Raw genomic sequence first — 17,936 nt, 5'->3', positions numbered from 1 at the left:
TTAGTTTTAAAATCTTTGAGGCGCACACTTTGGGTATCCAAGTCTATATCCATTTTCTTAATGGTACACACTCCATTGATCCGTGCCCCCGTGCTCAAAGACAACGCCACAAATAGCTCCAACTCTAAATCCCCCTTAATGGCTGCCTTTAGGCGCGCAATCTCTTCCACACTCAAAAACCGCTCTCTTTTATCATCAATCTTAGGAGGCTGGATATTCTCCATTATTTCTGTGTTATCCACTCCAAAATGACTCTTGGCTAGCTTTAGCCCCGCCTTTAGCAACATATAGAGAAAACCCCTTAAGCGCGCGCTCTTGTGAGCAAACTCTTGCAAGAAAGACTCTATCATCAGAGGAGTGAGCTTGTTGATAGGCACATCTCCTAGCTTTTCTATAATCATATCGCAGTAGTGCGTGTATATGTGGATTGTCTTGAAACGCACCTGTTGGCCTTTAGCAGAGAGAAAAATCGGATAGACTTGGGCTAGAGTGGCTAACCCTTGGGTGGGAGTATGCATGAGTTCTGCACGCTTCAAGCTCGCCTTCTTCTCATTCCACCCGCTAGCCTTTGTGCCTACCTTGAGCTCCACTCTCTTGCCATGCGCATCCACCCAGCGCACATAGTAGGCCACATCTCCATCACTCAACACCTTGCTACGCACCCCCACATACAGCTTAGAAGTGCTTTTAGACACATCTGCGTAACGCTTAAGAATATTTTTGTGCGCGCCCTTGCGCACCCTTGTCTCCTCTCTGCTTTGCGCACCCTTGTCATCTACTCTTTGAGTATGCCTTACACCCTTGTCTGTGTGCACCACTATACGCTCAATGCTGCTACTTTTGGCTACTTTAGCTGTCCCCATTTTAGCCCCCTAAATTTCGTTTTATCTAGTCTTAAATGTGATTTTTAATGACTGCTATAAATTATAGCAAAAACTTAACCACCATAAAAACCACGCTAGCTACGCATTTACTAGCATTCCCAGCACAAAACTACTAAAAATATGGTTAAAAGGTTATAAACATGATTTAACTAGCCTCCCATAGCTAAAAGGGCTTTGGGGTGCGGGGTTTCTGTGCGTTGTTGGAGTTGGTGGGCTGGGAGTTCTTTAAATATTGAGTTCTAGGTAATGCAATTTGCCTTCCCCAGAATAGTAGTTATTGTTGCTCGAAATTTTTAAGGTATTAGCGATAAATAAGCAGTTTTTGATGCATTTAAGTGGACGGTCATTTTTATCCACAAGCTCTATCCCAAGATCTAGTAACTCAAAACAAACAATCTTGCCAAAGTCGTGGGCTTTTGTGCGTAAGGTGGTAAAATCCAAAGTGATCTCCTGAATTTCTTCGTACTGGTCCATACCTAGCAGCTCGACTACATCTTCTAAGAACCCCATTATTTTTAACTTCTCTACCCACACCTCTGCAATCTCATCTGCTTTAAAAATTGGGCTAAGGCTTTTTTGTCGCAATTCTTCTTTGTGGTGAGCAAGCCCAGATGGTCTGCTATCTCATTTTTGTCTTTTTCTAACAAATCTGCGTAACTTTTAAGTAATTCTTTTAAGATTGCCTTGTCAGTTACAAAGCCTTTCTTTAAGAAAGTTGTAAGCTTTTAATCTTTCCTCTAGGCTGGGATTGCTGGGGGGAGGTGATTGCAAGGCTTTAACCTGTGCCTTAAGTGTTCCAATCTCTGCCTTTAAAACTTCCTTTTCTTGCATGCGTTCTTGGTTTTCTAACACCTCTTGAATCATCTGTTGATCCGCCTCTATCCCAAACACCCCACACAGCGCGCTTAAAATTTCTGTATCTTGGGTTGTCTTGATCGCCTCCACACCCTCCAGCTCACTGACATAACCCCTCGACCTAAGCCAACGCCACAAGGTGTTAGTTTTGTAGTGTTCCAGCACATCTAAGAGATTAAAATGATCTTTGAGCTGTTCTAGGCTGGTGATCCTCTCCCCATCACAAGTTAACGCAAATTTAGCTAGTTTCATCGTGCCTCCTCATATTGAAACGCCTATTATACAATAAAGGCCACCGCCCCACAGCTTTAGGAGTGCGAAGCCATGGGTATTAGACAAGCTAAGGGGGCTTATCAACGCCTCCTTAAGAAAAGATACAGCACGCACGCGCTCACAAAAGTAGCTGTAGCATACCAGTTTGCGCCCAAATCTTTAGAAACTAGCACTCCATGGTAAACTAAAATGCCCACCCCGCTCGCTCCAAACCACGCCACCAGCCCAGCTGCCTTGAAGGCAGGCGCGCTTAGGGCATTGCGCACATCTTGTTCGTAATTGGGCGCGCTTAAAATATGCACCAAAGCGATCGCCACCCACGCCACCACAAAGATACCCTGATAGGCTAGGGCACTGAGCAAATAGGCAAACATATCCACTAACATGAGCAAAAACACCGCTACTCCCACCAAGATAGCCCAAACATATTTAGAGAGATCAAGACCTAGCACTTCTTTAAAAAAGGCTTGCATGTTGGTCGCGCCCAAGAAGTAATTAGCCGTGTTGATGCGCGCTTGGGTGATGATCACAAAGAGCAAACCAAAGATACCTAACAATTCAATGAAGGCAAAGGCAACTGCGGACTCTGAAGTGGCTAATTTAGGCATGGTGCTCACTAAGTAAATACCCACCAACGCCGAGAGCACAAAGGCGACTAAGTAAAAGGGCGCGCCAAAGGTGATAAAGGCGTGGAATTTGACATCTTCTTTTTTGCCAAAACGCGCGAAGTCAAAGGTATACATCATTAGCACCCACACCCCCATGTAATACACCGCCACATGCCACCAGCCATAGGGGGGCGCGTTTTTGGGTCCCATGTGTAACCACGCCTCATTATAGCCATAAGTGCTAGTCGCATAGATAACAGAAGCCACTAGCCCTAAGAGATACAGGGGCAAGAGCACCCCGTTAAATTTATCTAACCAGTGTTGCACCGAGCCAAAGATCAAGGGCACAGAAAAAGCCACGATGATCAAACACGCCCCCCAGTGGGGCAGAGCGGGAAATTTATGCGTGGCTGCTAGCGCAATCACATAGCCCTCAAAGACGGCGTAGTAAATAGCGGTGGCAAAGAAAATCAAGGTGGCTAGGGCAGCCCCCTTACTCCCAAAGAGCACGCGTGAAAATAGGGCGACAGAGAGACCGCTCTTAGCCGCATAGCCAGAGATGAACGCGTTGATGAGAGAATAGGCTACTACGGTGATAAACAACCCAATAAGGGCGTTTTTTGTGCCATAGGCTTGTGCCATCGCCACCCCCACCACCACATAAAACAAAGCCGAACAAACCCCCCACCAAGACATCATCAAAGAACCCCGTGAGGCTTTTCTCTCCTGCGTAACCACCGAAGTGGATTCGTCCTGCGTATGCTTGTGTGCTAGGTCCTCGTGGTGCGTTGGCATGGCATCTCCTTTAGCTTAAACTGGCGATCATCTTTTTGATCTTGTCTTGATAGGCTTTGCGCGCCACTAGGGCTTGTTGCATATCCACTTGTTTAAAGCGCACCTTTTGATTGGGCGCAAACTGCCCTAGGCGATCTAGATCACAACTAATTACCGTGCAATACATCGCAAACCCGCCCCCGCTGGGCGCATCTCTCTGTAATACAATGGGTTCATTGCCCCCGGGGGCTTGCATGGAGCCCACCGGATAGCAGGCATCGGGGATATTGCTCGGATTGGAGCCCGCACCAAAGGGCTGGGGCAAATCTTTATAAGTGAATTTCTGCCCATTTTTAAAGCGATAGCCCAGTCTGTCTGCTTGGGTAGAGACGACATAAACATCATTAAATAGATTGTGCAAACTCTGCTCTGTGAGCTTGTAATCTTGTAGTCCCAAGATCACGCGCAAAAACTCCACTTCTTCTAAGTGTAGATGAAACTCTTCGCCTAAGACTTTACTACTAGGTTTGCCACTGGGCGTGCCAATGGGGAGTATGTCGCCCTCCTCAAGTTTGCGCCCCTTAAAGCCCCCAATGCTCCCCAGCGGATAGGTGGATCGTGAACCCATCACCACAGGCACATCGATCCCTCCAGCAATGGCGATATAAGCGCGCGCGCCCTTTTTTAAATAGCTAAAGCCAAGTTTGCCCCCGGCTGGAACTTTAAACGCGGCATTGCTAGGCATTTCTTGCCCGTTGATAAGCGGGGTGGTGTGCGCCCCAGTTACAGCAATGTAGGTTTCCTTTTCAAATTCTAATTCGGGTGCCATTAAAGCCACTTCTAGGGCGGCGGCGTTTTTATCATTGCCCACCAAAATATTAGCCGCAATAAAGGAAGCTTGATCGAGTGCGCCCCCGGGGGGGATACCCAAATGGTAGTAGCCATAACGCCCTAAATCCTCTACATAAGTGGCAATGCCCGGCTTGATCACCTTAAAAGAGTTCATGCTAACACCTCCAAGATTTTTTGGTTATAAGCTTTGGGGTTACTTTGCCACTCTTGCAGAGAAAAGCGCGTGGGGCGGATTTTGAGATTAAAAGTGCCCGCCTCTACCTCTTTGACATATTTATCATACTCCGTTTGGGTGCAGGGGGTGAATTTGATAATATCCCCCGGGTTTAAAAACACCATGCTCTCTTTGAAATAGGGCAATCTTTGCTCAGGGTCCCACACGGGTGCGGGTGTGATGCCCATCATCTGATAGCCCCCACCCCCACGCACCGCGTAAATGCATCCAAAGCATCCGCCATGCCCGATGGTGAGGGCGGGCGTGTCGATGCGCGCGATGGCATACTTGGGTACTTCAATTTGGGCTTGGCGTTCTACGAGTTGATAAAGCCAAGGTAAGCCCGCCACAAAGCCGATCATGCTCACAAACCAAGGGCTCTCAGAGTGGGCTTGAATGAAGGCTTCCACACTCTCATAGCCATTGATTTGGCGGGCGTATTCAATGTCGGTGATATTGGGGTCTAAGGTGGAGCCCGGTTCGCGACATTGGTGGTTATTACGAAAACGCATTTGGCATTCGTAGGTATAGGGGTCGTTGTAAAAAACGGGCATTTCAATCAGGCGGGTTTGAATTTCTGTGCGCGCCCCCACGACTTCCTTTTCTAAAGATTTTAAAATCTCTAGGGCTTTGGTGTGGGGCAGAATGTCCGGGTTGAAGGCGATCATATAGGACGCGTTAGCCGGGCAAATCTCGCTAATGCCCTCCACTTGCATTTCCCTCAGGCGGTTGCAAATCGCCATCGCCAAAAAAAACGCCTCTAAAGACATCCCATCTTCGCTCACCTCCACAAATAAAAAGGTGTCCCCCCCAAAGCTATATCTAAACGCCATTTTTAGCCTCCTGTTGGTAGTTTTCTAAAAAGTTGATGTCATAATCGCCCTGTTGGATATGGGGGTTTCTCAAAAGCTCCTTAAAAAGCCCGATAGTGGTTTTCACGCCCTCAATTTTGAGCTCGTTTAGGGCTCTTTTGAGTTTGTTAAGGGCTAAGGGACGGCTTCGATCGTAGACAATGAGTTTAGCAATGAGCGAGTCGTAAAAGGGCGGGATGGTGCGCCCGCTAAAGAGCATGCTATCCAAGCGCACGCCCAAACCGGTGGGGCATTGTAATTTAGTGATCTCTCCGGGGCTGGGGAAAAAATTATTCTGGGGGTCTTCAGCGTTGATTCTAACCTCCACAGAATGCCCGCGTAAAGAAATGTCCTTTTGTTGGTAGTGCAAAGCCTGCCCATCGGCAATGCGCAACATTTGGCGCACGATGTCAATCCCGGTTACCATTTCTGTAATGCCGTGTTCGACCTGAATACGCGTATTCATCTCTAAGAAATAAAAACCCTTGCTTTGCGTGTCATAGAGAAACTCCAAAGTCCCTGCACCCTTATAACCCACATCAGCAGCCATGCGCACCGCGCACGCGCACAAAGCCTCCCTAGTCTGAGAATCTAAGCTGGGGCTGGGGGCTTCTTCTAAGATTTTTTGCCTGCGCCGCTGCAAAGAACACTCGCGATCGTAAAGATGGATCACATCTTTTCCATCGCCTAGCACCTGCACTTCGATGTGTTTGGCTCTTGCTAGATATTTTTCCAAATACACCCCCCCATTGCCAAAGGCGGCGCGCGCCTCAGCCGTGGCGATCTCAAACTGGGTTTTAAGCTGGGTTTCATCATTCACTAGCCTAATCCCCTTGCCTCCACCCCCCGCGATCGCTTTGATAAGTAGGGGGTAGCCAATTTGGCGCGCCTCCTCTAGGGCTTGATCTAGGTTTTCTAACACGGGACTACTAGGCATGGTGGGCACTTGGCTTTTTTTAGCCTGTTGCAGGGCTTTAGCCTTATCCCCCATTGTAGCGATGAGCTCGCTTGAAGGTCCTACAAAAATGATCCCCGCTTCCTCGACGCGTCTGGCAAATTGGGCGTTCTCGCTTAAAAAACCATAGCCCGGGTGGATGGCATCTACTTGTGCTTGTTTGGCAACTTCGAGCACATTATCAATATTCAGGTAGCTTTTATGCGCCAAATTTTCCCCCACTCGGTAAGACTCATCGGCCAACTGGCAGGCTAGATTGCCCGCATCTGCATCGGTGTAAATTGCCACAGCTTTCATGTTGAGTTCATGGGCGGCTTGGATAATGCGCACTGCGATCTCTCCGCGATTAGCCACCAAAACCTTTTGGATTTTTAAGGGGCGTTTTAGCATCGTCTACTCCACCACAAAGAGCACATCGCCCGGGTTGACAAATTGCTCGTTTTCTGCCTTGATCTCTTTGATCTTACCTTTAACGCCAGCCTTGATCTCATTGAAGGTTTTCATCACTTCTACTAGGCAAAGGGTGGTGTCTTCGTTAACCTCAGAGCCCACCTCCACAAAGGGGGCGGCATCCGGGTTGGGTTTGCGATAAAAGGTTCCGGGGATGGGGCTAACAACTTCGTGCATAGGTTCTCCTTAAGGGTGGTGAATGGTGGGTTTTTGAATTTTAATGCCATGCTCTTCTAAGAGCGCGCGCGTGGCTTGCAACAAAGAGAGGGCCCCGGGGGTATCGCTGTGGATACACACCGAGTCAAAATCTACTTCAATGACCTTGCCAGTTACAGTTTTGACCGTGCCCTCTTTGCAAGCTTGCAAGACTTTTTGAGCGACCTCCTCAGGGGTATAGGCGCGCGCACGGCGCACCATCACCAACTGCCCATCATCGCCATAATCGCGATCCCCGTAAAATTCGCGCACAAAGGGGTGTTTGAGCTCCTTTGCCACCTCATGCGTGATCGTATTTTCCATGCAATATAGGGGCAAGCTGGGGTCAATTTTATGCAAGGTGCTGATGAGTTCTTCAGAAAAGGCGCGATCCTTGCTGGCGTGGATATACAAACTGCCATGAGGCTTAAAATGGTGCAATTTACCCCCTAGGAAATGCACAAACTCGCGCAATGCTCCCAACTGATAGAGGCAATCATTAGTTAGTTCGGTCGGGTTAGCCACCATATGCCTGCGCCCAAAGCCTACCAAGTCTCTAAAGCCCGGGTGCACCCCGATCTCTACTCCTTGTTCTAGGGCGTTTTGCACGCTATGGCGCATGATATTGGGATCGCTAGCATGGAAGCCAGCGGCAATATTGCAACTACTAATGAGCTTCATAATCTCATCATCCACTCCATCCCCAATGATCCATGGGCCAAAACATTCCCCCATGTCACTATTTAAATCTATGTGTTTTTTCATGGTTCTCCTTTGAATTACATTGAAAAGTATGGCATGAGAAGGCTAACTACCCCAAAGCTTGCCTAAGAGTCACAAATTTATCTGGGTAGAATAGAAACTAAGACGCGTCAATGTCTAGGGAGCGAGCGTCGTGTCTTCCAAGTCCCTCAAAATGCGGATTTCAAAGGTTTTATCTGGGGTGTCTAAGAGCGTGATCTTGCCCCCATGCGCCTCCACCACCTGTAAAGAGAGTGCTAAGCCTAGCCCATTGCCCTTTAATTTGGTGGTTTCAAAGGGCTCAAAGAGCACTTCTTTGTCGATGATTTCTTTCCCATCGTCCTTAATGTGGCACACCACCCACTCCCCCTCTTCAAAGATGGCTACTTCAATTTGCCCCTCTTCTAAATGCCCCTCTTCAATCGCATCAATGGCGTTATACAAGAAGTTCTGCAGGGCAATACTGAGCAAACTTAGATCGTAGCGTGCGCTAATGGGCGCGATGTCTGTCTTGAGCGTGATGTCCTTAGTGTAGGTGTATTGGTTGAGCGCGTCCTTGATCTCATCTTCCAACAGGGATAAACTCTGCACGATTTTATTGGCATGCACCCCCTTAGAAAAGAGCAAGGTCGCCTTAATGATACGCTCCACGCGCCACAACGCCTTTTGCAACTCAAACACGATGGGCTTGGTCTTTTCGTCCACCTTTTTAAGCAAGACAGAAGTGAGAAGTGAGATCGAACCTACGGGATTGCGAATCTCATGGGCTAGGTGGGCGGAAATCTTGCCCATAGAAACTAGGCGTTCTTGGCGTTTCTGCTTGGTAATGTCTGTGGCGGTGATGATCTCCTTACCCTGTATCTTATTGTGCTGGAATAAATAGTTCTTACCCTCGTGCTCGATCTCGCTATTAAAGCCTTGCGCACGCGCCTTTTCAAAAATGCTTTGGTTTTCTAGGGCTTTGCTATTTTTATAAAAGAAACTCTTGTTCTCATTGAGCACCCAAATGGCTTGGGGCAAAATCTCAATCACCCACTCGTAAAGGGCTTTGTAGTCCTTAAACTCTTTTTCTACCTTGTAGCTTTGCAAGATAAATTCGTTGAGCAAGGCTAAAAGCTCTTGGCGATCCCCGATCTTGTGTAAAATCCCTTCTGAATCTGATGGCTTCTCCATGCGCACTAACTTTTTTTCTTGGCTTCCTCTTGGGCTTTGAGAAAGTTGAACAAGAGCTCGCTATAGCCAAAATGCCCACTGAGTTGGTCAGAGAGAGACTCCTTAAACATGGATTGGTAAATCTCACTCCCGGGTTGCTTGGGATAGAGTGGGTTGTCTAATTTAAGCGCGGTGTCGAGCATGAACTTCAAGAGCAAGGATTCAAAGGCATTGGTTTGCTCTTTGAGTTTGGTATCATCACCCTTAAGATTTTTAGCATCGAGCTTATTGGCTAAATACTGGTTGTAAATATCTACATTATTCTTAATCATATGACCTCCATTTCTGCGCTGATCGCTCCCCCTTTTTTCATTGCCTCCAAGATAGAAACAATGCCCTTAGGGCTCACCCCGATCTTTTGCAACGCCTTAACCACACTGGCAATGGTCGCTTTTTGGGAGCTTAAGATATTCTCTTTGGTGTCAAACATGGTCTGTGCGTCCAGCTTTTGAATATCCTTTTTGGCCTTGCCCTTCTTGGGCTCTAAGAGCTCTTGGGTGATCTTAATGGTTACATCCCCACTAGTTACTACCACCGGGTGCACCACAATATCTACCCCCGCCACCACAGTGCCCGACTTTTCATCGATGATAATCTTATTGGCGTGGCTGTAGTCAATATTGATCTCTTGGATCAGTGCCAAAAACTCTACCATAGTTAGGTTGTCTGGTTTTTTGAGCTTGATCGTCTTGGGATCGATGGCTAGGGCGACTGCGTCTTTAAAGACATGATTTAGAGCCTCTTGGATTTTGATCGCGTTTTTGAAATTGGGTTTTTTAAGACTGAGTGTCATACCATTTTTATGCAAGAGATCGTAACTGACCTCGCGCTCAATGGTTGCGCCATTGATGATTGTGCCTGAGAGTAGATTAGCCGAATTGCCTAAACTCACGCTCCCTTGCGCGATGGCGTAGATATTCCCATCAATGGCACTCAAAGGGGTCATCACCAACACCCCATGGTCGATGGATTTAGCATCCCCAATTGAAGAGATTTGCACATCGATTTTATCGCCCTGGCGTGCAAAAGAGGGCAGGCTAGCGGTGATCATCACGGCGGCAACATTCTTAGACTTGATGTCTTGGGGAGACACTTTTACATTGACACTTTCTAGCATATTGGCAATAGATTGCATGGTGAATTTAGAGCCGGATTTATCCCCCGTGCCATTGAGCCCAATCACCAGTCCATAGCCCACCAGTTGGTTATCACGCACGCCCACGATATTGGCGATGTCCTCGATCTTTTCGGCATGCAGACCCACCACGCACAGACATAGAGCTAAGAATTTGCTTAAACTTCCCATGCGCGCATTCTAGCTAAACTTTTTTAATCCGCGCTTGGCAATATAGCCCCACAGACCTAGAGAAACCCCTACCATCGCCAAGCTTAAAATCTGTCCCATGCTCAAGTGCCAAAAATAATACCCCAGTTGCGCGTCTGCCTCTCTCCAGTATTCGCAGATAAAACGCGCACATGCATACCCCAAACCATAGACCACCATCAGCATGCCCGGAGCGCGCACAAACTTTTTAGCTACCCACACCACGACAAAGAGCACCAAGCCCTCTAAAAACGCTTCAATGAGTTGGCTAGGATAGCGCAAGATCCCATCTACTAGGATTCCTGTTTTTTGCCCCCACACATCGCTACTAGGCACTACACGCCCCACTAATTCTTGGTTTAAAAAATTGCCTATGCGTCCAAAGACATAGCCTAAGGGCAAAGAAATCGCAATCAAATCCAAATAGATTAAAAAGTTTTGCTTTTTAATCACGCTAAACAGCACAGAGGCCACCAAAAAGCCTACCAGCCCGCCGTGGTAGCTCATCCCTCGAATACCCACAAATTCCCCATTGTAAAAGGGATTGAAAATCTGCCATGGGGCTTTGAGATAGTAAAGGGTGTTGGGATCGTAGATGAGAATATAACCCAAGCGCGCACCCAAGATCACGCCCAATTCCACATACAAAAAGTAGCTCTCAAATAGGGCTTTAGAAATGGGAAAGCGTTGTGGATCGCGCCTTGTCTCGCTGAGTGCGACAAAAAAGGCGACAAGGAGCGCACTCACATAGGCTAATCCGTACCAATGCACATTTAAGCCAAAGAGAGAAAAGGCAATGGGGCTAAAGTGGCTATAAATTTCATTCCAAAAACTCAAAATCCTCTCCTAAATCAAAATAGGGCGGGGTGGGGGCTTGTAGGTCATAACCCAAGAGCTTTACTCTTTTAGCGTGTAAAAAGAGATACATATTGAGTTTTGCCCCATAGAGAGTATCTCCCACAATGGGGTGCTTGATCGCACTCAAATGCGCGCGGATTTGATGGGTTACCCCGGTTTCAATCACCACTTTTAAAAGAGTGTAGTGGGGATAGTGTTTTAAGGGGGTGATGTGCGTGATCGCCTCTTTGCCCTTGGGATCGCACACACTTTTGACAAAACCCTTATTCACATGCGCATGGCTTTTTTGCACCCTTAAGGGCATGCGCAAGGTTTGCCCCTTATGGATAATGCCCTCCACCAGTGCGCAGTATTCTTTATAAACGCGTCTTTGTTTAAACGCTTCTAATGCGCGGGCATAAAATGGGGCACACCCCAATAAAAGAACCCCGCTAGTGGGCTTGTCTAAGCGGTGCAAGAGTTGGTAGGGGGCGTGATCGCGTTGCAGCACATAGCTATCCACTCCCACGCTTTTACAAATGGCTAAAAGCGCATCATCTTGGTAGAGAATGCTAGATTCCACGCACTCTAACACCTCAAAACGCGCTGTCAAGGGAAGCAGAGTTCTAGCTAACTTTAAGGGCTTGTTGTGTGCGCGCACTCTGCCTAAATCGATTAAATTCTTGGCTTGCTTGTGAGAGATGCCTAATTGGGCACTTAAGAGTTTGTAGGCTTTCTGCATATCATGTGAGCCAATGTTTCTAGGCGATGGTTGCCGTATTCAATAGAACTGGGCAAGATTTTTTGGGCTTGTGCGAGTGTTTGAGTTAGTTGTGGGGGTTCTACCAAGATAAAATTACGCACACAGCTAAATAGAGCTTCTTGGTTGAAAATATGTTTACCGCTAATGAGTTTTGCCCCAAAAAAGGCGGGCTCTAGGGGGTTATGCCCTCCTATGGGGGCAAAAGCCCCTCCTAAAATCACAATGTCTGCGATGGCATAAAAGTCATTGAGCACCCCTAGCGCGTCAATCAAAGTAACCTGATGATGCCATGTAAGCCCCTCTGAGAAAAGATCAAAAATCAAGCCCTTTTGAATCAACATTTTCTTAACTTCCCCAAAGCGCTCAGGGTGGCGCGGGACTAGGCCAAGAAAAGCATCGCTTTGCAGGGCTAAAAACGCCTCTAAGATCAACGCCTCTTCACCTGGATGGGTGCTAGCCGCTAGGATCAAGGTTTTAGGAGGCTTTGGGTAGTGATGAGTGCGCTTGGGGGGGTTAAAGAGTTTGAGATTGGGAAAAATTGCCCCGGTGCGCACCCCTAAAGAGCGCAGTTTTCCTAAATCTTGTGTGCTTTGAGCATAGATGTGATCCACTTGCGCAAAAAGGTAGGCATAAAACACCCTAAAGCGGTGATAACGCGGGTAAGAACGCCTAGAAATGCGTGCATTGATCAAAAAGGTTTGCGCTCCCACTTGTTTAGCCAAGACAAAGACTCCCAGCCACAATTCAGCTTCTGTAACTACCAAGGATTGCAACTGATCCAAATCTTTGCGCCAGAGCCAAAGTAAGGTCTCAAAAAGCAAATAGCGCACTTGTATATAAGCGCTGTGGGCATAGGTGTTGCGCGCGAGGGTGTAGCCGGTTTGGGTGGTGGTGGTGAGCAAAATAGGAGTGTTGGGGAAAAGGGCTAGCAAGGGTTCTAGGGATTTGACTTCGCCAAAAGAGCAGGCATGAAACCACAACATAGGCTTAAAGGTGAGCTTGTACCCCCTAGCAAAAAAGCGTGCTCCCAAAGAATGGCGGTACTTGGACTTGAAACGTAAGAAAGCAAGCACGGGCAGGACTAGCAAATGCACTAGCGCAAGCAGGGCAATATAGAAGCGATAAAAAATTAGATCTCGCTTGTTTGTTGGGGTTGGGTTTCCACATAGAGAATACGCCCACAATGCGGACAGGTCAAAATGTCCTGACTGCCTAAAATTTCTGTGTAAGTCTTGTCATTAATGCGGATAAAACACCCCCCACATGCCTGTTTGCGCACACTCACTACACAGGTATTGCCCGCCCAACGCCTAATGCGCTCGTAAAAGGCGATGAGTTTGCGATCCATTTTGAGGGTGAGATTTTGTTTTTCATGGAAAATCTCCTGTTGGCGTTGCTTGATCTGGGCTGTGTCCTGCTCTACCCGCTCTTCAAGGGTAGTGATTTGGGTTTCCAGTGTTTCTAACGCTTCTCTCAAACCATCTTGCAATTTGCTTTTATGCGCCATCTCATTTTCCAAACGCTCAATTTCTTTATTGGCTTGGTTGGCGCGCTCTTTAGTAATGTCTTCTTCGATGCCTAAAGAACGCAACTCTCGTTCTGACTTGATTTGAGCGATTTTTTTCTGAATACTATCGATTTTAGCGTTGATTTCGTGCAAGGTCTGTTCATTTTTGGAAACTTGGAGCTTCAGAGCAGCTTTTTCTTCTTCTAGTGCGCTGTATTCGGCCTGTTGCTTGTGTTTTGTGGCTAGAGCTTTATCTAAATCCACGCGTTTAGCCTGAATTAGAGGCTCCAAGGCTTCAATGTCTTTATCTAAACGAGAAATCTCGATGAGTTGGGTCAAATGCGCATTCATAGCGTGCCTTATAGATGTAATTGAAACTGGGGATTCTAACATATTCTGGCTTAGGGTTGTGGCATGTAAGCAACTAAGCTGTGAGGGTATGTTAAATGCTATAATCCACGCCATACTTCAAAAGGAATACCATGCCCTATATTTCTAATACGCTCGATGGCGCAAGAATTCTCATTACTGGAGGGGCGGGGTTTATAGGGAGCAATCTAGCTTTTTATTTTCAAAAACACCACCCTAAAGCACGCGTCATCGTATTGGATAAATTCAGAGAACAGACCCCCCCTAGCACGAGTCTAGGACATTTTAAGAACCTTATTGGGTTTAAGGGGGATGTGGTGCGTGCGGACATCACTCAAGATTTAGATCGTCTTGAGAAGCTCGATTTTGATTACCTTTTTCACCAAGCTGCCATTTCGGACACCACTAATTTAAACCAAGAATTAGTTATGCGCACCAATCACCAAGCTTTTTTGGATTTGCTAGACATTGCTGCGCGTAAACACGCCCGCGTGATCTACGCTTCTTCGGCTGGAGTTTATGGCAACACACCCGCACCTAATGTGGTAGGACAAGGGGAAAACCCCGAAAATGTCTATGGTTTTTCTAAGCTCTGCATGGATGTCAGCGTGCTCAGTGGGCGTTACAATATCCCTATTGTTGGCTTGCGCTATTTTAATGTCTATGGTCCGGGGGAATTCTACAAACACAAAACCGCTTCGATGATCTTGCAATTAGGGCTACAAGCCCTGCTAAACCAAGAGGTTAAACTCTTTGAATTTGGAGATCAGCAACGCGATTTTGTGTATGTCCAAGATGTGATTCAAGCCAATGTCAAGGCGATGCGCGCGCCTGTGAGTGGGGTGTATAATGTGGGCTTTGGCGTGGCGCGCTCCTATAATGACATCGTAGAGCTTTTAAAACAAGAGTTGGGTGACTTTAAAGTAACCTATATCAAAAACCCCTATGCCTTCTTTCAAGAGCACACTTGCGCACACATTGAACTTACGCAAAAAGAGTTGGGCTACCAACCTGCTTACAACCTAGAAAAGGGTATTAAGACTTATGTCCCCATTATCCGTGCATTGGCGCAACAGACATGTTAGAGCTCTTAAGCCAACCCCAAAAAATCCCCCATATTGTAGTGGTGGGTGATCTCATTGTGGATCATTACATTTGGGGTGTGAGTGAGAGGCTCTCCCCAGAAGCCCCCGTGCAGGTAGTGGAAGTGCAAACAGAGAGTTATCGTCTAGGGGGAGCGGGCAATGTGGCAGATAATTTGCGTGCACTGGGAGCGCAGGTAAGTCTGTGCGGGGTGGTGGGCGCAGATGAGCCTAAAGAATGGTTGCTCGCCCAATTAGCCCAACTAGAGATCAACTCTCAAGGCGTGCTTGTCGATCCCACACGCCCTACTTGTAAGAAAAGCCGCGTGATGATCTCCAAGCAACAGGTCTTACGCGTAGATCGCGAAAGTAGAGCCCCCATTAGCCCCACATTGGAGAAAACCCTTTTAGACACTGCTGCTGCTTTATTAGAAAATGCGGATGCACTGGTGATCTCAGATTATCAAAAGGGCGTGGTGGGTGCGCGGCTTTGCCAAGCCTTGATCACCCTTGCTAACCAAGCTCATAAGCCCGTTTTATGTGATCCAAAGGGAAAAGACTATTCTAAATACAGCTATGCGACTTTAATCACCCCCAACAAAAAAGAAGCCCAGATCGCCACAGGTTTAGACATTCAGGACGATGCGCATTTGCAAGAAGCTTTAGAGCATTTTAAAACGCAATTCCACATCACCATTCCCCTTATCACTCTAAGCGAAGCGGGCATGGTATTTTTAGATCGGGCTAATATGGTGAAAATCCCCACCATTGCCAAAGAAGTTTATGATGTGAGCGGAGCGGGCGATAGCGTGATCGCGGCTTTAGCTTTTTGTTTGGCTTTAGGCTTTGATCTGCACCAAGCATGCGCCTTTGCCAATGCGAGCGCGGCGGTGGTGGTGGGCAAGGTGGGGAGCGCGCATGCCACTTATGCTGAAGTGCTCGAATTTTGGCAACGCCACTACCATCAAGGGCAAAAAATCCTAGATCGCCATCTCTTAAGCCAAATCTTACGCGCCAGCCACCCTAAACGCGTGGTTTTCACCAATGGGTGTTTTGATCTCTTGCATAGGGGACATGTAGATTACCTGCAAGAGGCTAAAAAGTTGGGGGATATTTTGGTAGTGGGCTTAAATAGCGACTCTTCTGTGTGTGCGCTCAAAGGGGCGACGCGTCCCATTCAAGCCCAAGAGGATCGCGCCTTTATTTTAGCGGGCTTAGAGTGCGTAGATTTTGTCGTCATCTTTGAAGAACTCACCCCCCTAGAACTCATCAAAGCCCTTCAACCCGATATTTTGGTCAAGGGGAGCGATTACAAAGATAAAGAAATTGTAGGGAGCGATTTAGTGCCAGAGGTGGTTTTAATCGACTTCGTGCAAGGCAATTCAAGCAGTAGTATTATTCAAAAAATTCAAGGACTTTCATGCAACACTTCATCCAATCTGAATTCTTAGCCCATATTCAAACTGCTCAAGAGACTTTGGCAATCTTGAGCCAAGACATCGAAGAAGCCGCGCTTTTACTCGTGGAAACTTTAAGGCTGGGTAATAAGATTTTAATCTGTGGGAATGGGGGGAGTGCGGCAGATGCACAACATTTTGCCGCCGAGCTCACAGGGCGTTATAAAAGAGAGCGCGTAGGTTTGCCTGCCATTGCTTTAAGCACAGATACTTCAGCTTTGACAGCTATTGCTAATGATTATGGTTATTCTAAGGTCTTTGCGCGTCAGGTGGAGGCATTAGGCAAACCGGGGGATTATTTGGTGGGCATCTCCACCAGCGGCAATTCTGAAAATGTGCTTTTAGCCTTGCAAAGGGGCAAAGAATTGGGCTTAGGCACTCTGGGCTTAAGCGGACATCAGGGGGGCAAGATGCGCGCGCTGTGTGATTGCCTTCTAGTTGTGCCCAGCACAGACACTCCGCGTATCCAAGAGATGCATATTTTACTCATCCACCTACTTTGCGATGCGATTGAGAAAGCATTTTGTGGGTAAGATGATCCTAGATAATCGCTTTTTGCTCTGTTGGGTGAGCTTTGTGCTTGCGTCTGTGTTTTCACCTGATGCACATTTAAGCTATCTTTCCAAAACTTTGCTCAAAGTTGCCTTCTATAGTGGGGCGTTTTTTTACGCACTCTATACGCTTTTAAGCTTTTTGCCCACGCGTTTAAGCAACTTGATAAAAAATACTATCGTAGTTCTAAGCCTTTTAGTGGCTTTTCTGCGCTTTTTTATGGGCTACATTTTCAACATGGACATTAACCAAGCTTTGATTGAAACCCTACTAGGCACAAATGTCCAGGAAGTCCGCTCGTTTTTGATCGCTCATGTATTCTCCCATAGTTTTCTGATTTTGGGCGTGGGGGGCGTTTGTGCGTTGTTTTTGGCTTTTGTGCGTTTTAAGTGGAGTCTTCCCCCTAAGCTCCATGCTTTGTTTTTAGGGATGTTTATTTTGGGTGTGGTCGCGCACATGGGACGCACGGCTTATCTGTTCCACCAAAGAGGCGCGACAGGTTGGACACCCCCAGAAATTTGGGACACTCTGCCTTTAATCAAGGAGGTGCGCGCGATCTATTTTGGTATAGGTAGTGATGCGCAAGCGGTGCACGCTAGCCTCAATAAACCCTATCCTAAGGATTATCTCAGAGTAGATAGGGATAGCGTGGATAATGTGGTACTCATCGTGGGCGAGAGTGCGTCTAGAAATTTCATGGGGGTTTATGGCTACTCTGTGCCTAACACGCCTTTTTTTAGTGGTTTAGTAGAGAGAGAGAGAGAGAGATCGCAAAACTTGTTTGTCTTTGATAATATTATCTCAGCTTTTGCAAATACTCATGGGGTTTTCCAAACTCTCTTGAATTACAGCGACTATGAAAACCACGCTACAGCTTGGTATGAACAAAAGAATCTAGGAGATATTTTCAAGAGGGCGGGTTACAAGACTTTTTGGCTGGACAACCAAGACCAAGCCCGTACCAGCAATGCCTACGAATTGCTACCCCGCCGTTTTGAAAAAATTTTTCGGACTCCTTCTTGGAGCACGGGTGATCAAGCTTTGCTAGATGTGTTTAATAAGCGTGTTTTGCCCCATTTAGGGGCTAAAAATGTGGTTGCCTTCCATCTCATCGGCAGTCATCTACTCTACAAAGAACGCTTTCCCAAGAGTTTCGCCAAATTCACTCCTGCGCAAATCCC

The 17,936-nt window shown here is 47.1% G+C and carries 20 protein-coding genes; 4 read left to right on the top strand and 16 right to left on the bottom strand.

The features are described 5' to 3' along the window. The 16 genes from KCO92_RS06195 to KCO92_RS06120 all read right to left on the bottom strand — a co-directional run. The coding region (locus KCO92_RS06195) for a tyrosine-type recombinase/integrase (RefSeq protein WP_210647471.1) at positions 1–863 on the bottom strand (863 nt) is incomplete at its 3' end. 246 nt (positions 864–1,109) lie between these two features. Next, positions 1,110–1,469 carry a hypothetical protein gene (locus KCO92_RS06190; protein WP_104694940.1) on the bottom strand — a complete coding sequence of 120 codons (360 nt, stop codon included), beginning with the start codon at positions 1,467–1,469 and terminating at the stop codon, positions 1,110–1,112. A gap of 102 nt (positions 1,470–1,571) precedes the next feature. Then, a complete protein-coding gene (locus KCO92_RS06185; protein WP_104694939.1) occupies positions 1,572–1,991 on the bottom strand; it encodes a hypothetical protein in 420 nt (139 codons plus the stop codon). 101 nt (positions 1,992–2,092) lie between these two features. Beyond that, the gene (locus KCO92_RS06180; protein WP_104694938.1) at positions 2,093–3,415 is read right to left on the bottom strand and encodes a purine-cytosine permease family protein; all 1,323 of its coding nucleotides are present in this window, start codon (positions 3,413–3,415) and stop codon (positions 2,093–2,095) included. Positions 3,416–3,425: 10 nt separating this feature from the next. After that, positions 3,426–4,400, bottom strand: a complete 975-nt coding sequence (locus tag KCO92_RS06175) for a 5-oxoprolinase subunit C family protein (RefSeq protein ID WP_104694937.1) — start codon at positions 4,398–4,400, stop codon at positions 3,426–3,428. Further along, positions 4,397–5,293, bottom strand: a complete 897-nt coding sequence (locus KCO92_RS06170; protein ID WP_104694936.1) for a 5-oxoprolinase subunit B family protein — start codon at positions 5,291–5,293, stop codon at positions 4,397–4,399. The genes KCO92_RS06175 and KCO92_RS06170 overlap by 4 nt, the downstream gene beginning before the upstream one ends. Beyond that, positions 5,283–6,656 (bottom strand): acetyl-CoA carboxylase biotin carboxylase subunit, encoded by a 1,374-nt coding sequence (locus KCO92_RS06165; RefSeq protein WP_104694935.1) that lies wholly within the window; start codon positions 6,654–6,656, stop codon positions 5,283–5,285. Before KCO92_RS06165 ends, KCO92_RS06170 begins: the two co-directional genes overlap by 11 nt. Before the next feature lie 3 nt (positions 6,657–6,659). Continuing rightward, positions 6,660–6,893, bottom strand: a complete 234-nt coding sequence (locus KCO92_RS06160) for an acetyl-CoA carboxylase (RefSeq protein WP_104694934.1) — start codon at positions 6,891–6,893, stop codon at positions 6,660–6,662. A gap of 9 nt (positions 6,894–6,902) precedes the next feature. After that, on the bottom strand, positions 6,903–7,676 hold the full coding sequence (gene pxpA / locus KCO92_RS06155) for a 5-oxoprolinase subunit PxpA (RefSeq protein ID WP_104694933.1): 774 nt from the start codon (positions 7,674–7,676) through the stop codon (positions 6,903–6,905). Between the two features lie 114 nt (positions 7,677–7,790). Further along, entirely contained in the window at positions 7,791–8,825 is a 1,035-nt protein-coding gene (locus KCO92_RS06150) for a sensor histidine kinase (protein WP_104694952.1), read from the bottom strand. A 5-nt stretch (positions 8,826–8,830) separates the two neighbouring features. Then, entirely contained in the window at positions 8,831–9,136 is a 306-nt protein-coding gene (locus tag KCO92_RS06145; protein WP_104694932.1) for a hypothetical protein, read from the bottom strand. Beyond that, the gene (locus KCO92_RS06140; RefSeq protein WP_104694931.1) at positions 9,133–10,170 is read right to left on the bottom strand and encodes a flagellar basal body P-ring protein FlgI; all 1,038 of its coding nucleotides are present in this window, start codon (positions 10,168–10,170) and stop codon (positions 9,133–9,135) included. The genes KCO92_RS06145 and KCO92_RS06140 overlap by 4 nt, the downstream gene beginning before the upstream one ends. Positions 10,171–10,179: 9 nt before the next feature. After that, a complete protein-coding gene (gene lgt / locus KCO92_RS06135) occupies positions 10,180–11,025 on the bottom strand; it encodes a prolipoprotein diacylglyceryl transferase (RefSeq protein ID WP_104694930.1) in 846 nt (281 codons plus the stop codon). Then, on the bottom strand, positions 11,009–11,767 hold the full coding sequence (locus KCO92_RS06130; RefSeq protein ID WP_104694929.1) for an RluA family pseudouridine synthase: 759 nt from the start codon (positions 11,765–11,767) through the stop codon (positions 11,009–11,011). The genes lgt and KCO92_RS06130 overlap by 17 nt, the downstream gene beginning before the upstream one ends. Next, positions 11,743–12,918 (bottom strand): lipid IV(A) 3-deoxy-D-manno-octulosonic acid transferase, encoded by a 1,176-nt coding sequence (gene waaA / locus KCO92_RS06125; RefSeq protein WP_104694951.1) that lies wholly within the window; start codon positions 12,916–12,918, stop codon positions 11,743–11,745. The genes KCO92_RS06130 and waaA overlap by 25 nt, the downstream gene beginning before the upstream one ends. Then, positions 12,918–13,646: a zinc ribbon domain-containing protein gene (locus KCO92_RS06120; RefSeq protein WP_104694928.1), complete on the bottom strand. Its 729-nt coding sequence runs from the start codon at positions 13,644–13,646 to the stop codon at positions 12,918–12,920. The genes waaA and KCO92_RS06120 overlap by 1 nt, the downstream gene beginning before the upstream one ends. Positions 13,647–13,777: 131 nt before the next feature. On the opposite strand from KCO92_RS06120, the gene rfaD reads away from it, so the two are divergent. The 4 genes from rfaD to KCO92_RS06100 form a co-directional block, all read left to right on the top strand. Then, positions 13,778–14,749 carry an ADP-glyceromanno-heptose 6-epimerase gene (rfaD, locus tag KCO92_RS06115; protein ID WP_104694927.1) on the top strand — a complete coding sequence of 324 codons (972 nt, stop codon included), beginning with the start codon at positions 13,778–13,780 and terminating at the stop codon, positions 14,747–14,749. Further along, on the top strand, positions 14,743–16,197 hold the full coding sequence (rfaE1, locus tag KCO92_RS06110; protein ID WP_104694926.1) for a D-glycero-beta-D-manno-heptose-7-phosphate kinase: 1,455 nt from the start codon (positions 14,743–14,745) through the stop codon (positions 16,195–16,197). Before rfaD ends, rfaE1 begins: the two co-directional genes overlap by 7 nt. Beyond that, positions 16,167–16,736, top strand: coding sequence for a D-sedoheptulose 7-phosphate isomerase (gene gmhA / locus KCO92_RS06105; protein ID WP_104694925.1), 570 nt, complete (start codon positions 16,167–16,169; stop codon positions 16,734–16,736). The genes rfaE1 and gmhA overlap by 31 nt, the downstream gene beginning before the upstream one ends. A 1-nt stretch (position 16,737) precedes the next feature. Then, the coding region (locus KCO92_RS06100; RefSeq protein ID WP_210647470.1) for a sulfatase-like hydrolase/transferase at positions 16,738–17,936 on the top strand (1,199 nt) is incomplete at its 3' end.

The organism is Helicobacter salomonis (genome assembly GCF_017979425.1).
Taxonomy (GTDB): Bacteria; Campylobacterota; Campylobacteria; order Campylobacterales; family Helicobacteraceae; genus Helicobacter; species Helicobacter salomonis.
Note: the sequence above shows the minus strand (reverse complement) of the source record. Positions and strands in the feature narration are given on the sequence as shown.